This window comes from Hymenobacter sp. UYP22 (assembly GCF_040547285.1).
GTDB lineage: Bacteria > Bacteroidota > Bacteroidia > Cytophagales > Hymenobacteraceae > Hymenobacter.
Window position 1 is genome coordinate 118,107 of sequence record NZ_JBEPPK010000002.1, and the last position, 15,563, is coordinate 133,669.

Here is a 15,563-nt window from a genome sequence, read left to right on the forward strand (position 1 = left end):
GTTTGCAGCGTTGTGCTCCTAATTCTGCTGGCAACGTCTAGCCCATGCATATTACTTTTTCTCTATTCTTCTTATGAAGCACTTTTTCCCGCTGCTTTTGCTGGCGGCTCCCGTAGCGGTACACGCTCAGGCCCCGGCTACCGCCACCGTTTCTGCCACCAAGGGCCCCGGCCGCCTGAGCGGGCGCGTGCTGGATGCCGCTACCCAGAAACCCGTGGAGTACGCCACCGTGGCTTTGCTGCCCGCCACCGGCACGGCCCCGCTGCTGGGCGGCACCGCCGACGCGGATGGCCGCTTCGAGCTGCGCGACCTGCCTACCGGCGAGTTTCGGCTGCAAATCAGTTTTGTGGGGTATGGCGGCGTAATGAAGCCGGTGACTATTACGGCTGAGCCCCAGAACCTGGGCAACCTCACGCTCACCGCCTCGGCCCAAAACCTGGCCGGCGTAACCGTAACCGGGGAGCGGCCAGTGGTAGAAACCAAGCCCGACCGCCTAGTGTACAACGCCGACCAGGATGCCAGCAACGCCGGCGGTACGGCCGCCGATATTCTGCGCAAAACCCCGCTGGTGAACGTGGACGGGGAAGGCAACGTGCAACTGCGTGGCACCAGCAACGTGCGTATCCTTATCAACAATAAGCCCTCGGCCCTGCTGGCCGGCAACCTGGCCGAAGCCCTCAAGCAAATTCCGGCCGACCAGATCAAGGCTATTGAGGTAGTTACCGCGCCCTCGGCCAAGTACGATGGCGAAGGGTCCGGCGGGGTTATTAATATCGTGCTTAAGAAGAACAGCTTGCAGGGTACCAACGGCAGCGTGGGTGCCAGCGGCGGCAACCGTAACCAGAGCCTCAACGGCAGCCTGAACGCCAAGCGCGGCAAAGTGGGCGTGAATACCAAGCTCAGCGGCTTCCGCAATCTGTATCCATTCAAGAGCCTCACGGAGCGCACCAGCTTTCTGCCCGGTGGCGGCACTGGCCAACTCACGGAGCGCACTACCTCCCGCAACCAGGGCACGGGCGGCTACGGGCAGGTGGAGTTTACCTACGACCCCTCGCCCCTGCACAGCTTCACGGTGAGCGGCAACGGCAACCTGTACGGCAACGATGCCCCCCAGCAGCTGTTCAACCAATATCAGGGCCAGCCCCAGCTGGATACGCTGTATACCCGCGACATTAACCGCCAGGATGAAAGCCGCAACTACGACCTGAATGCGGGCTACACGCGCACCTTCGGCGAGCAGCAGCCCCGCCGCGAGTGGAGCCTGCTGGCCCAGCACACCAACAACCGCAGCCGCGAAAAATACCGCCTCGACCAATTCCCGACGGCCGAGCTGTTTGGTGGGCCCATTGAGTACCGGGAAGCCAGCCGCAACCTGGCCCGCAACCTCGAAACCACCTTCCAGACCGATTATACCCACCCGTTTGGGGAGAAGAACACGCTGGAGCTGGGCGCCAAGCACATTCGCCGCCAGGTTAGCAGCGACTATACCCTAGACACGCTGCTGGTAAGCCAGCAGACTGATTTTGCGCGCAGCGCCCTGCGTTCCAACCGCTTCGATTACAGCCAGAACGTGCTGGCGGCGTACGGCACCTACAACTTTTCGGCCGGTAAAAAATACGCCTTCAGCCTGGGCACGCGCCTGGAGCGCACGGCCATTGCGGGCGAGTTTCAGAGTGAAGCCGGCCGCTTCCGGAACGATTACCTGAACCTGCTGCCTAACCTGAGTGCCACCCGCACGCTCAAGAAAGACGGCCAAACACTGCGCCTGAGCTACTCCCGCCGCATCCAGCGCCCGCACATTTTCTACCTTAACCCTTACGTCAACCAGGTAACGCCCAACTCCGTCAACTTCGGCAACCCCCGCTTGCGGCCCGAAACGGCCGATTTGCTGGAGTTAGGGTACGGTACGTTCGGGGAGAAAAGCTCCTTTAACGCCTCGGCCTTCATGCGGCGCACTGGTAATTCCATTGAGCGGTTCAGCTCTTATAATCAGGAATTGGCCCGCAACGAAACCACCTACGGCAACCTGGCCACGGTGTACAACTACGGCGTGAACCTGTACGGCTCCTGGAAACCCCTGAAGGACTGGGACCTGAGCTCCAACCTCAGCGGCGACTACACCCGCCTGAACAGCTCGGTGCTCCAGGGCACCAACAGCCGGGCCAGCCTCTACATGAACGTCAATTCCTCGGTGAAGCTGAGCAAAACCTACTCGGCCCAGGGCTACGGCGGCTTCTGGACGGGCGGCGTACAGCTTCAGACGCGCTATTCCGGGGGCGTGTACTACGGCCTCAGCGCGAAGAAGCTGCTGCTGGCCGAAAAAGCCGACCTCACTTTGGGCCTCAACAACTTCCTGGCGCCCGGCCGCGAATTCCGCAGCACCACCACCACCCCTGATTTCGTCAACTACGGCAGCTTCTACTCCTACCAGCGCAACATCCGCCTCTCGTTCAACTACCGCTTCGGCAAGCTGGAAGGCGGGCAGCGCCAGCGCCGCTCCATCCGCAACGACGACGGCAAAGGCGGCGGTAGCGGTGGCCAGCAGGGCGGATAAGTGCTAAAGGGACTATAGCGGTTTTTTGAACAGTAGAGGCGCATACTTGCGTCTCATCGTCCGCGCCACGTGCTGCTAAATGAGGAGACGCAAATATGCGTCTTCTCATTGTCGCTACATCGTACGTGAATTACGGCTACAAGCTCCTTCGCTGCTTCAGGATGACAAGAGTTTCCTACTCTATCACCTATTCCAGATTTCCCAGGCGGCTTCGGCTTGCAGGCAGAGCATTTCGAAGCCGTTTTTGGTTTGTGCTCCGGCCGCTTGCCCGCGCTGCATGAATTCGGTTTCGCGAGGGTTGTAAATCAGGTCGTAGAGGTAGTGCTGGCTGCTGAGGGCCTCGTACGGGATGGGCGGGCACTCGTGCACCTCCGGGAAAGTACCCAACGGAGTGGTGTTGATGATAATTTGATGTTCTTGTAGCAGCCGGGGCGTGAGCTCCTGGTAAGTTAATCCCGCGCCCATAGCGTTGCGCGACACCACCCAGTAGCCGATGCCCAGATCTTTCAGCGCCACTTCCACGGCCTTGGAGGCCCCACCGCTGCCCAGCACCAGCGCCCGAAAATTTGCTAGGCCACCTTTGGGCAGAAATCCGCGCAAGGACTCGCGGAAGCCGATGTAGTCAGTGTTGTGTCCAACTAAGCGGCCACCGTCCTGAAATTCGATGACGTTGACGGCCCCGACCCGGGCGGCGGAAGGCGCTACCTCATTCAGAAACGGCCACACCTGCTCCTTGTACGGAATGGTTACGTTAAGGCCCCGCAGCTCCGGGTGGGCCGCTAGCAGAGCCGGCAGCTCATTGATGGTAGCCAGCTCGAATAACTCGTAGCGGTGGTCGTCCAGGCCCAGGTTGTGAAACTTCTGGGTGAAGTACGTCTGGGAAAAGGAGTGCTTTAGTGAGCGGCCGAGAAGCCCGAATTCCGGCATAACTGCATGACTAAGGTTTGAGAAGTAAGCAACAAAAAAAACCGCCCCGGCCAAAGTAACCGGGGCGGTTTTCGTATCTATTCCAACGGGTTCTGGCTAGGCTATCGGGCGCTTATTTTCCCGGCGGGCTTTAAAGAACTCCCACACGGCTGGCAGTACCGATACGAAAATAATCATGAGCGTGAGCAGGCCGAAATTATTCTGAATCCACTGAAAGCTACCCAGAAAGTACCCCGCTCCCGTCAGCAGCACAACCCACACTACCGCGCCTACCAAGTTATAGGACAAGAACTTAGAGTAGCTCATGGTACCTATGCCCGCCACGAAGGGAGCAAACGTGCGGATAATGGGAATGAAGCGGGCAATGATGATAGTTTTGGCCCCGTGCTTCTGGTAGAAATCCTGGGTGCGGTCCAGGTGTTCCCGTTTCAGCCACCTCGAGTTTTCCCTGAATACGCGCGGCCCCAGGTAGTCGCCGATATGGTAATTGAGCGTATCCCCCAGCACGGCGGCCAGAATCAATAGCCCAATTAGGATGCCCACATTCAGGCCATTGGCCGGGTTGGCGGCCAATGCACCGGCGGCAAACAGCAGGGAGTCGCCGGGCAGGAAGGGCAGCACCACTACGCCGGTTTCCACGAAGATGATGAGGAAGAGAATGGCGTATGTCCAGGTCCCGTAGTCCTGAATAATTTCCGCCAGGTGCTTGTCGAGGTGGAGGATAAAGTCGAGTAGATGCTTCAGAATTTCCATGGAGTGCGGCAGTGAGGCTACAAAGAAAGCGGTTTATCCGTTGCCTACTCCACGGCGGCGTTCAGGTTTGTATCTGGTTGATATCAGCCCCGTGCAAGCAGCACCAGGTTATGCTCCACCTCCAGCTCCTTTACCTGCAAGCCCAGCCCCCGCAGATACTCCACCGCCGCCTGCTCCCCGATACGGAGCGGGGCTTGCTGCAGCGTATTCACTACCACCGTTCCTCCGGGCCGCAGCACCCGCCGGATGTGCTGCCAGAAGCCGGGCTCCGAGAGCTGCCGGGGCAGCAGCAAGTCCAGGAATAGGTCCACCACAATCAGCTCGTAAGCCACCGCAGGGGCCGTGGGCAGCCAGACAAAGGCATCGGCGCACACAACCTGCAGGGTAGCACTGGGGCGGATGTTGAACTCCGAGGCGGCTACTGCCACAATGGCGGGGTCCAGCTCCACGGCCGTAATGGGCCCGGTGTGGTCCCGCTCCTGGCGCAGCAACTCAATAATGCCGCCCCCGCCCATCCCCAGCACCAGCGCCGGCGCCTCGGGCGAGCTGGGGGCAACGTGCATGAGGGCGTAGCGCAGTACCTGGTGCAGGGGGCCGTAGCTGTAGTTGGCGTACTGCGTATCGAGCACCTTACGGCCCTGGTGCTGGCGTACCACCAGCCCCGGACTGTAGCGCGAGGGCACCCGCCGGGCCAGCGGCAGGGCATAGTTTACCCAATTCCGCAGGAATGCAAGCAGCTTGTTCATAGGGCGCAAACATACGGCCTCCCGGCTCCGCAGCACACGCTACGCCGCCGGGAGGCCGCTGGGAATAGGTGAAAAGACCGTTTACTGCAGCACCGGCTTTACGCTGTAACCCTGCTGGCGCAGCAGGTTGAGTACGCCCTGGGACCCGCCCAAATGGGCCGCGCCTACTGCAAAAAACGTGGGTTGCGCGGCGGCCTGCTTCTCCATGCGGGCAATCCACTGCTGGTTGCGGCCGTCCAATAGCAACTGCTCATACTCCTGAAACCCGAAGCTGCTTTTGCTGCTCACGGTGCGCAGCTCCTCAATGTTCTGGGCTTTGTAGAGTGTGAGCAGCTGCTGAAACTCCTGCTGGGCTTCGGCTTCCTTGGTTACCATGTCGGCCAGCATCTTGCTCTGCACCGCGTACGGAATCTTATCGAAGAAGCCCATCTGCTCCTGCACCGTTTCCAGACCAGTTACCTCCTTGTGCTGCTCCTGAGCCAGTTTCACAAAGGTGGTTTCGTAGCTGGCCGGCGTGCAGCCCAGCAGGGCCGGGTACATAATGGAGCTTACGATGAACGGCTTCAGCATGCCTAGTTGAGCAATAGGAATACCGGCCTTGGCCTTGAGGTAGTCGCCTACGCGGATATAGTCGGCGGCGGGCAGCAGCTTTTCCAGGGTTTGACCGTCGGTCATCATCATGCCGGCTTGCATTTCCTGCATCATGGTGGGGCTATCCATATCCAGCTCCATTACTACCTGCTTGCTGCTACTAAAGGCGCGTTTCATGGGTTCGGTCACCTGCAAATCCTGGGGGCAAATCAGGTGAATAGTGCCGTAGATGTAAGAAGGCTGAGCCAGGCCCTTTCCCGAAACCTCCCACAGCAAGGAGTTAGCCGGAGCGGCGGCGGTTACCGACGCCTTATCGGCCGTTTTAGTCTTGATTTTGGTTTTCTGGGCCTGCGTGCTCAGGGAAGTCAGGGCCAGAGTGCCGGCCAGTAGCAGCGTGCGGAACATAGTCATCGGGTAGAAATAAGTGAGGGGTGAAGGATGATCTGCACAAAGATGCAGCGCCCCGTATCCGCTCGTCAGTTTATTGTACCAACGCTAACCTACTGCGCCTAAACGCCGCAAACCGGCCCACCAACCGCCGAAGCGCTGGCAGGCCGGTTTGCCTGATAGTGGTATTTTGACAGCTTACTGCGCGGCCACGCGCCACAGAGTATCCGCAGCATCGTCGGCTACTAGCAAAGAGCCATCGGGTAAGGCCGTAATGCCCACCGGGCGGCCGTACACTTCTTTTTCATTCTCGTTGGCAATGAAGCCGGTCAGGAAATCCTCCATGGGGCCGCTGGGCTTGCCGTTGCTGAAGGGCACAAACACCACCTTATATCCCGAGAACTTGGAGCGGTTCCAGGAGCCGTGTTGCCCGATGAATGCGCCGCTGCGGTACTTCTCCGGGAATTTATCGGCTTTGTAGAACGCCAGCCCCAGCGAAGCCGTGTGCGGGCCCAGAGCCACCTCGGGCACCACAGTTTGCTTCACCAGATCGGGCCGCTCGCCCTTGCGGCGGGGGTCTTCCTTCTGACCGAAATACGCATAAGGCCAGCCGTAGAATTTGCCGGGCTGCACGCTGGTCAGGTAATCGGGCACTAGTTCATCCCCCAGCTCATCCCGCTCGTTCACGGCCGTCCACAGGGTTTGGGTGCCGGGGGCCCAGTCCAGGCCCACAGGGTTACGCAAGCCGGCGGCGTACACCCGCTCCCCGCTGCCGTCGGGGTTTATTTCGAGCACGTTGGCGCGGCGCTCCTCTTCTTTCATACCATGCTCGGCCACATTGGAAGCCGAGCCCACCGACACGTAGATTTTCTTACCTCCGGGCCCGGCCAGCAGGTTGCGCGTCCAGTGGTTATTGTAGCCGCCCGCCGGCAGCGTCATGATTTTCTGGCCGGCCCCACTGATTTTAGTTTCGCCCGATTTGTAGGGGTAACGCCACACGCCATCGGTGTTGGCCACGTAGAAGCTACCGTCAATCAGTACCATGCCAAACGGCTGGTTTAACCCGGCCAAAAACGTGGTGCGAGTATCGGGCTTGCCGTCTTTGTTGGTGTCGCGCAGCAGGGTGATGCGGTTGGCGCTGCTGGCCCGCAACGATTTAGACGGGTCCAGCTCCAGCTGCGCCGTAACTTTTTCTTTTACGTCGGTGGGCACCGTATTTGCCTCGGCTACCAGCACGTCGCCGTTGGGCAGCACGTAGGCATTGCGGGGACTCACCAGGCCATCGGCGTACTTGGTTACCACAAAACCCGCCGGGGCCGTAGGCATTTTGCCGGCCGGCCAGCCAATCACCTTGCTGCGTTTGGTTATCGATTTGGTGGCGTAGGGCTCGGGCAGATTTACCGTGCTGGCAGCAGTAGCTACGGTGTCGGCGGGAGTAGTGGCGGCGGCTTCGGCCTTTTCCTCTTTCGAGGGGCCACCGCAGGCGGCCAGCAGGGCCACAGAGGCCCAGGCAGAGCTGGAAATCAGTCGGTTCATATCAAAAAGCAGTGAGTATGGACAAGAAAATGCCGGACTACTGGGTAGTCCGGCATTTGGGTGTACTCATTTTCTGCCGTTCAGGTTAGCCTGGGCTAGCCCCGGGGCATGGAAGTGCCGGGCTTGCCCTGGGCTTTGGGCTCGGGCTTGAACATTTCGTCCACGTTTTCCAGGTCCAGGAAATCCAGGAAGGTGTCGCCGCGCAAACCCAGCCGGATAGTTTCCAGGCTGATGATTTCGTTGGGGGCAATATTGCCCAGGTTTACGTTGGGGCCCAGCAGCTTGATAAACCACACTTGCTGCGCCTTCTGGGGCGCTTCCCAAATAATCTTCTCGAACGGAATCTGGGTGAGAATTTCCTCTACCAGCCCCGAGCGTACCTCACCGGTGCTGCGGAACAGGCCCACGTTGCCAGCTTCCCGGGCCTCGCCAATTACTTTCACGGCGCCGGCTTCCAGCTCCGTTTTCATCTGCGAAATCCACTTGTAGGGCGGAATGATTTTCTCGGCATCCTTGGAGCCTACTTCGCTCAGTACCTTCACATCCTGCGAGAGGGTGCGGATGAACTCCAGCTTTTTATCGTGGTTCAGGTCCAGGGAGCCATCCGACACCTCGGCGTACTCCATCCCGAATTCCTGCAGCAGGCGGCGGTAATCATCGAACTGGTTGCGGATAATAAACGCCTCAAACAACGTTCCGCCGAAGTATACCGGAATACCGGCTTCCTTGTACACCGCCAGCTTGCGCTTGAGGTTAGGATTCACGTAGGAGGTGGCCCAGCCCAGCTTCACAATGTCCGTGTACTCGGCCCCTACTTCGAGGAAGTCCTCTGCTTCCCGCACGCTCAGGCCCTTGTCCATCACCATGGTGAAGCCTTGCTCACGGGGTTTCTGCGTCCGCTCTGGGAGTTGATTAAGCGTGTAGTTCATTATCGAATGGCTTGGGGATTTGAGAGAGGCACTGGCTGGTTTAACGTCAGCGGCCTCTTCCGAAGAAACAACGGCGGTAAAAGTACGCCCGAATTCTGTAAGCCTTGAAAGAAGTCAAAGGTGAAAAGTAAAAAGTAAAAAGCGGCTATAAACCATTTGCTTGGCTCATATCCGCTTTTGACTTCTCACTTTTCACCTTTGACTCCAACCTGCCCTACTTCCGGTACTGATCAATTAGGCGGGCCAGCGCCTTCTGCGACTCCAACTCCGGGAAGTAGTCAAACAGCAGCCGGTGCTTGTCGAAATCCAGGGTCAGGGCGTTTTCCAGGCACTGGTAGGCTTCGCGGTAGCGCCCAGCGGCCAGCAGGTAGGCGCACAGGCGGTAGTGCAGTTCGGCCTCCATGGGCTGAATTTCCACGGCATTACGCATCAGGTCAATGGCCCCGTCGAAGTTGCCCTGCTCATACAGCAGGATGCTCCAGTTCAGCCAGGCGTCCTTATTATCGGGGGCTACTTCGGTGGCTTTTTCGTAGGCTTCCACCGCCGAAATGATGTTGCCAATCTGGTACTCCGCCGCCGCCAGGGCCAGCCAATACTCCACGCTTTCCTGGTAGAGGCTTACCGCCTTGCGGAAAAAGTGAATGGCCTCGAAATACTTTTCCTGCGCGTTCATGATGATGCCAATACCAAACCACGCCTCGTCCATCTCGGGGTCCAGGTCGATGGCGCGTTGGTAGAAGCGGCGGGCCAGGTCCCACTCGGCCAGCTTTTCGTGGCACTCCCCAATGTTGCACAGGGCCTCGGGGGAAGGCTCGCCTTCGGGGTAGCTCAGCTCAAACTCGGCAATGGCGGCCCGGTACCGCTCCATGCTCACGTAGGTGCTGGCCAGGTAGCCGTGCGCCTCGTACAGCTTGGCATCAATGAGAATGGCATACTCAAAGGCACTCACCGCGTCATCGAGCTTGTTGGCGCGCAAGTAGGCCTGCCCCAGGTTATACCAGGCAATGGCCGAATACGGGTCCTCATCGGTGAAGCGGCGGAAGAAGTCCAGGTTTTTTTCCAGCCGCTCACTTACTTCCAGGCAATACAGTAGCTCCTGCACCGCCACGTCGTTGTCGGGGTTCAGGCGCAGGCTTTGCTTGTAGTATTTGGCCGCACTCTTGAACTTCTGCCAGCTCTGGTACGCCAGCCCCAGGTTGAAAAAAATATCGTCCCGGTCGGGGGCCCGCTCGGCGGCTTGATGAAAGAAGGCAATGGCTTCGGCAAACTCGCCTTTCTGCGTGGCGATAATGCCCCGTGTCACGGCCACATCGGGGTTGTCAGGGTCCAGGTGGGCCACATCCTCAATCTGGGTGCTGGCAGCGGCGTACTCGCCCTTCATGGCCAATACTTGTGAGCGGTCAATGAGCAGCTCCGTGCTGAACGGATACTGGGCAATGGCCGCCTCGCAGGCCTGCAGGGCTTTATCGTATTGGGTAGTGGAGGTATAATGGTCGATGATGTTCTCGAAATCGGCCAGATCAAAAAACACGGGCTCGTTGTGGGCTACCATCTGCTCAAAGCGGCGTACGGTAGCCAGCACTTCGTCCCGGTCCTCAAAATTCTCGTTCATTCTCATGCGGCAACAATCGGCACAACGCCGCCAAAACGGCAGGCTCCGTGAATAAGCACACGGCTTTTATAGTAGAAAAGCGCTGTGCCTTTAATATACAACAACCACACCGGACGCCGATGGGTTCTTTGGGAGCAGCGCAGAAACAGCGGAAAGTAGTAACCGTGCCAGTGTCAGCAATTCGCGCTGTCTGCGCCAGCCACATATTTACTCCGCTACTCCGCTGCTCTTCAGCTCCTGACAGCACCAGTTGATTGTCTCCGACAAAGGTCGGAAGTTGCGGCCCAATTCCTGCCGAATTTTCTCCGTCCGGTAGGCTACCGGGCGCCGACCGGCCCGAGCAGTATCCTTGGTTATCAGGGGCCGGGCTCCAGTTGCCAGGGACCGGACGTACTCCAGCCGCCAGATAACCTCCGCCGCCCAGTCGGGCACGGCCACGCTGGGCGGGCGTTTGCGGAAGTTAGTGGCCGCCTGCCGCAGAAACTCACGCAATGGCATGGTACCCGCATTCAGCACGTACCGCTCCCCACTGCGCGTGGTATGCAGCGTCAGGTGCACTAGCGCGTCCACTACATCCCGCACATCTACCAGATTGATGGCGCCGGGGGTGTAGAGATAGTGCTCTTGGTAGGCGTAGCGGAACAGGCGCGTGCTGCTTTGCGTCCAATCAGCCGGCCCCAGAATTACGGATGGGTTCACCATGATGGCCTGCAACCCTTCGGAAACCCCACGCCATACTTCCAGCTCGCCCAAATACTTGGAGGAAGCATACGCATTGTGCGCCGCTCCCAGGTCCCATTTGGTCTGTTCATCCAGCACCACAGGGCCCGGTTGTGTTGCGGCTTCTGTGGAGGTACCGCCGCCCAGCGCCGCCACCGATGACACCATGCCCAGCCGAATGCCCGGCCGCTCCAGGCAGGCATCTACCACGTTGGCCGTACCCTCCACGTTGATGCGCAGCAACTCGTCCTCATCCTGCGGAGCGTAGGATACCAGGCCGGCGCAGTGAAACACATGGGTAATGCCTTCCAATGCCTGCCGCAATCCTATTGTATCCCGAATGTCGCCCTGCACCCAGTCCACCTGATCAGCAACGGGAATAACCGGAATTTGCTGTCGATACAGGGCGCGTACCGGCAAACCCCGGGCTACCAGCTCAGCCAGCAGAAACCTTCCCACCAAACCACTACCACCGGTAACAAAAATCATAGTGCGGCAACTAGTGTAATGATCAGGTCAGATGAATTACAATGTATTGTTGAGCAAAGGCAGCGCCAGCGCTTTTGCTAAGTATACACTCTTGAGCACCTTATCCCGGATGTTATCGAGGTGCTTTCCATTGTGGGTATCCGTTCCCAGCAAGTCCACGAGGCCGCCATCAATCAGCTTCTCCGCTACATGCTTAGCCCCACTTGAGTAGTAGCCGATAATGGAGTTCAGGTTTACCTGTAACAGCACCCCCAAATCCCGTATTCTAAGCAACTCCTCATACCGGCCGTACAGGTAGGTGTAGCGCTCCGGGTGGGCCAGTACCGGCTGGTACCCGGCGGCTTTCAGATTGAAGATGATTTCGGTGAAGTTGAAGGGCTCATTGATATAGGAGGTTTCTACCAGCACCATGCGCCGCTCCCCACCAAAGCTCAGCAGCTCTTCCCCCCGCTCCAAACGCGGGCCGAAGCTCTCATCCAGGTAGTATTCGGCCGCGCAGGCTAACTCGACGTCACTTAGCCCGGCTTTGGTGGCTGCTTCCTGCAGGGCGGTCAGTGCCGCTCGTATGCCTTCGGGGGTGTTACGGTAGAAGTCGCCCATAATATGGGGCGTCATCACCAGCTTTCGGTAGCCTAGTTCCTGCAAGCCCCGCAGCAAATCAAGCGACTGTTCCAGCGTTTCAGCTCCGTCATCCAGCCCCGGTAACAAGTGGGAGTGCATATCCACGCCCAGAACAGCTAGCGAGGCAACCTGAGTACTAGGAGCTTCCCGGCTACCGAATAGCTTCTGAAAAAAGGACATACGCCGAAAAAACAGGCTTAGGACAACCGTTTCCGCAGGCCACCCAGCAGCCCAGTAGGTTTCGTGGGCTCCTCGTAATACCCTTGCCCGTACCCGTAACCGTACCCGTAGCCATACCCATACCCGTAACCGCCAGTAGTTTTGGCGTCGTTCAGAATGGTGGTCATTTTAGTGAAGCCGTTGGCCCGAATCAGTTTATTGATATTCTTCAGGAACGACTTTTTAGAGTAGTTAGCCCGCACAATATAAATAGGCACATCAGCCTTACGCATAATAAGAATGCCATCCGTTACCAAACCTACGGGCGGCGTATCAATCATTACTACATCGTAGTGTTCGTGCAGACTTTTAATCATTTCATCAAACCGGGCACTCAGGATAAGTTCTGACGGGTTAGGCGGCGTGGGCCCGGCCGAAATAAAGTCTAGCGTAGGAATGCTGGTATGTTGCACGCACTCTTGCCAAGTATGCTTTTCAATCAGGATAGTACTGACGCCTTTGACGTTCTCGGCATCAAAGGCGAGGTTTACCTTAGGCTTGCGCATATCTAGGTCGAGTATAATCACCCGTTGGTCGGAAGCGGCAATGATACCGGCCAAGTTCACTGTTACGAATGTTTTACCCTCCCCACTAATGGTAGAGGTAACAGATATTAGCCGCTTTTTCTTGGAGCTGGCAATGAACTCTAGATTTGTTCTGATAGAACGAATTGATTCTGATATAGCTGACTTCGGGTTACGATCCACCACCATTTTTGATACAGCCATCTTCTCCTTGTCATACGTCGGGATTATTCCTAGTACTGAAGCACCGGTATTGCGTTCTAGCTCTCGGATGTTTGTCACCGTATTGTGCATTAGGTAGCGCACGGCAATCAATCCTAGCCCCAAAATAATTCCGGCCGCCAGCCCAATAGCATAGATCATAATTTTAACAGGCGAAATACGCTCTGCTACGCTAGCCGGCGACAGAATCTGAAAATCGGCTGTAGCTCCCGCCATAGAAATGCCAAACTCAATGCGCTTATCCATCATAATGAGGTTGTACTTTTCGTACAATTCCAGTGGGCGTTGCAACCGAGCCTGCTCCGTCTGTTTCTCTGGCAGTGCCCGTAACCGGCCCTCCAATTCGGACCGTTTACCGTCTAGTTTGATTAACTGACTCTGGGCTAATTGCCTATTTTTCCGCAACAGTTGCCGCACTATTCTCTTTAAGTTGGCAATGTTTTGCTCCTTGATTTGCATGGCCGTGGTAGCTCCCGGCTGATACGAGAGCAGTGCGCGTTTCAAATCGAGCTGCGCATCGCTTAACTCTTGGATGCGGGAAGACAACTGAGAATCTTTGATATCAGCCAGAGCAGGTATACTCTGGGTAACATCACCGTCAGCACGTTCCGTTAGGCGCTCTTGCTCTATCAGTTTTGCTAAATCATTCAATACATCAATCTGCTCCTGAATTTTTTCCCGTTCTGTCTCCTGTTCCTGCAATAAAGAAGTAATCTGGCCTACATCACCTTTTACATCGTATGTACCGTTTCGCTTTACAAATGCCTGCATATCTTCCTCAGCACGGCCCAGCTTCTGATTATTTTCTCCTAGCTGCTCGTTGATATAACCCATAGCGCGGGTTGCTTGCTCTTGCTTACGCAACAGCTTTTCCACTAGGTATACCGAATCAATTTTGTTGACAATAGCCCGGGCCTTCAGTGGATTACGATCCGTGAATGAAATGCTGATGGTATTAGCGTCAGGGTTAATAATGTCAACCAACAGGTTTTTATTGAAATACTCGTTGAGTGCCCCATTGCTGTTGACAACAAAAGAATACGCCCCCTCCAAGTCAGTTGGAGTAAGTGAATTATTGAGCAGCAAGCGCATCCGAAACCCAGCTGCCATGAACGGAGCTCCTACTGCATGTTCCGCTGTTTCACCGCCTAACTGTTCCGGCTGTACTATGCGGAACCGGGTAGAACTGAGGAGTTGAACGTTAATTTTCTGGTCGTAGGCAGCAGCCGACGTGGGCTCAAATACAATCCGAAATGGCGAGCTGCCATACATTTCGGTTTCAAGCACTGTGCCTTGCACATAGTAGTTTACGTCCAAATCCAGTGAGTCTTTCAAACGCCGATATATGATATCAGACTTAATTAGTTCAATCTCGCCAGATAGCTTATTAAGACTTTGCTTTTGCTCTGCTACAGCTCCCAAGCCACCCAATCCTAATACTCCAGCCTCCGTTTTCTCATCAATTTTGAGAGTAGACGTGGATCTGTACTGGGCCGGCGTGTAGCGAAGAAATAACCAGGATGCTGTTATACCCAGTCCTAACAATAGCAATATCCAAGGTAAACTCTTGCGAGCAACAGCTAACAGTGTAATTAGGTCAAATTCTGGCCCATCATCCTCAGCCTCAGAGTCGGCACCGCCAGCGTTGCGGATAAGCTCTTCTAATTCAGCGTCTTCTTTCGCCGCCATGTATGTTCTGGTAATACAAAAATGAATGAGACTGGGCCCTACCTACCTTACTTGATATTACTCACGAAGTAGATAGTACTAACAACAGCAGCTACACTGCTTATTAGCGTAAACAAAGGAGCTGCATCCTGTAACCCTTCGTAGAACGGCCGTCGAATCGGCTCAACATACACGATATCATTTGGTTCCACCTGTAAGTTAGCTCGGCGCATACCGTCGATAGTAGTCAGATCAATGATCTGTACTTGCGGATTCTTTAAGTCACCGCGGATCAAACGGATATTATCTGCCCGGCCGGCCCGTCCAGAACCACTGGTGCCAACAAAAGCGCCCTCGATACCTCCAGCTTGCGCTAGTACCTCCAGCAAGTTCATATTGTCGTTCAGCATCTGAATCACCTGGCCTGACCCCCCGGATGCGGCACCCAGCACAATGATTCGATTATTATTTACGCGAGTGGTTACAAATACATCCTTATAGAATTCTGTGTACTTGCGTTGCAGCATACTATCTGCCTCTAATAAAGTGAGGCCAGCCAGCTTTTGATAATTTACCATAGGTAACTTTACTACTCCATCATGCTGCACCAAAAACTCCGTGTTGCCATATTGCCCTTGCTGGCTCTGTTGATTTTGCTGTCGGCCCTGACCCATAGAACGGCCAGAGGTAGATTGTCGGCTTACACCGCCTCCTACTCCCCCACTTACACCACCAGTTCCACCCGGAGAGCCAAACATCAACTCCCCGTTGGGGTCCAGAATTCGTTCCCCGTTATTGGTATACACGCGCACATCCAAGGCGTCGTTGGGCTGGATGATGTAGTTGCGCTCGGCCCGGTTTACTACGTCCCGCAACTTAGCTGTGTCCATACGACCGGAGCCGTCAGCGCGGAACAGAATATTTTGCTGATGCACCCGTGCGGTGGCACAGGATCCTAACAGAAAGCCTGCTGCTACCCATAGGAGGCAGATGTTTACGTAGCGGCGAAACAGAGTAGTTTGCATGAAAACCGGAGTGTTCCGGGGTCAGGTACGGAAGTGGCGG

Annotated in this window: 12 protein-coding genes; 1 reads left to right on the plus strand and 11 read right to left on the minus strand. The window is 56.4% G+C overall.

Annotated elements, in window-relative coordinates; all coding sequences use genetic code 11:
* Positions 1–73 precede the first annotated feature (73 nt).
* Positions 74–2,554 carry a TonB-dependent receptor gene (locus ABIB60_RS03980; protein ID WP_354577888.1) on the plus strand — a complete coding sequence of 827 codons (2,481 nt, stop codon included), beginning with the start codon at positions 74–76 and terminating at the stop codon, positions 2,552–2,554.
* 183 nt (positions 2,555–2,737) lie between these two features.
* Here ABIB60_RS03980 and ABIB60_RS03985 read toward each other — a convergent pair whose 3' ends face one another.
* From ABIB60_RS03985 to ABIB60_RS04035, 11 genes are all read right to left on the minus strand, one after another.
* On the minus strand, positions 2,738–3,481 hold the full coding sequence (locus ABIB60_RS03985; RefSeq protein ID WP_354577889.1) for a shikimate dehydrogenase family protein: 744 nt from the start codon (positions 3,479–3,481) through the stop codon (positions 2,738–2,740).
* Positions 3,482–3,577: 96 nt separating this feature from the next.
* A complete protein-coding gene (locus ABIB60_RS03990) occupies positions 3,578–4,234 on the minus strand; it encodes a DedA family protein (RefSeq protein ID WP_315996947.1) in 657 nt (218 codons plus the stop codon).
* Positions 4,235–4,317: 83 nt separating this feature from the next.
* On the minus strand, positions 4,318–4,980 hold the full coding sequence (locus ABIB60_RS03995) for a spermidine synthase (protein WP_354577891.1): 663 nt from the start codon (positions 4,978–4,980) through the stop codon (positions 4,318–4,320).
* Positions 4,981–5,061: 81 nt separating this feature from the next.
* The gene (locus tag ABIB60_RS04000; RefSeq protein ID WP_354577892.1) at positions 5,062–5,976 is read right to left on the minus strand and encodes a TraB/GumN family protein; all 915 of its coding nucleotides are present in this window, start codon (positions 5,974–5,976) and stop codon (positions 5,062–5,064) included.
* A 180-nt stretch (positions 5,977–6,156) separates the two neighbouring features.
* The gene (locus ABIB60_RS04005) at positions 6,157–7,494 is read right to left on the minus strand and encodes a PQQ-dependent sugar dehydrogenase (protein ID WP_354577893.1); all 1,338 of its coding nucleotides are present in this window, start codon (positions 7,492–7,494) and stop codon (positions 6,157–6,159) included.
* A 95-nt stretch (positions 7,495–7,589) separates the two neighbouring features.
* Complete coding sequence (locus ABIB60_RS04010; protein ID WP_354577894.1) at positions 7,590–8,423, minus strand: phosphosulfolactate synthase; 834 nt, start codon at positions 8,421–8,423, stop codon at positions 7,590–7,592.
* A gap of 214 nt (positions 8,424–8,637) precedes the next feature.
* Entirely contained in the window at positions 8,638–10,035 is a 1,398-nt protein-coding gene (locus ABIB60_RS04015) for a tetratricopeptide repeat protein (protein ID WP_354577895.1), read from the minus strand.
* 207 nt (positions 10,036–10,242) lie between these two features.
* Positions 10,243–11,244 (minus strand): NAD-dependent epimerase/dehydratase family protein, encoded by a 1,002-nt coding sequence (locus ABIB60_RS04020; RefSeq protein WP_354577896.1) that lies wholly within the window; start codon positions 11,242–11,244, stop codon positions 10,243–10,245.
* A gap of 36 nt (positions 11,245–11,280) precedes the next feature.
* Complete coding sequence (locus tag ABIB60_RS04025) at positions 11,281–12,045, minus strand: tyrosine-protein phosphatase (RefSeq protein ID WP_354577897.1); 765 nt, start codon at positions 12,043–12,045, stop codon at positions 11,281–11,283.
* Between the two features lie 17 nt (positions 12,046–12,062).
* A complete protein-coding gene (locus ABIB60_RS04030; RefSeq protein WP_354577898.1) occupies positions 12,063–14,519 on the minus strand; it encodes a GumC family protein in 2,457 nt (818 codons plus the stop codon).
* Between the two features lie 47 nt (positions 14,520–14,566).
* Positions 14,567–15,523: a polysaccharide biosynthesis/export family protein gene (locus ABIB60_RS04035; protein ID WP_354577900.1), complete on the minus strand. Its 957-nt coding sequence runs from the start codon at positions 15,521–15,523 to the stop codon at positions 14,567–14,569.
* Between the last annotated feature and the right edge of the window lie 40 nt (positions 15,524–15,563).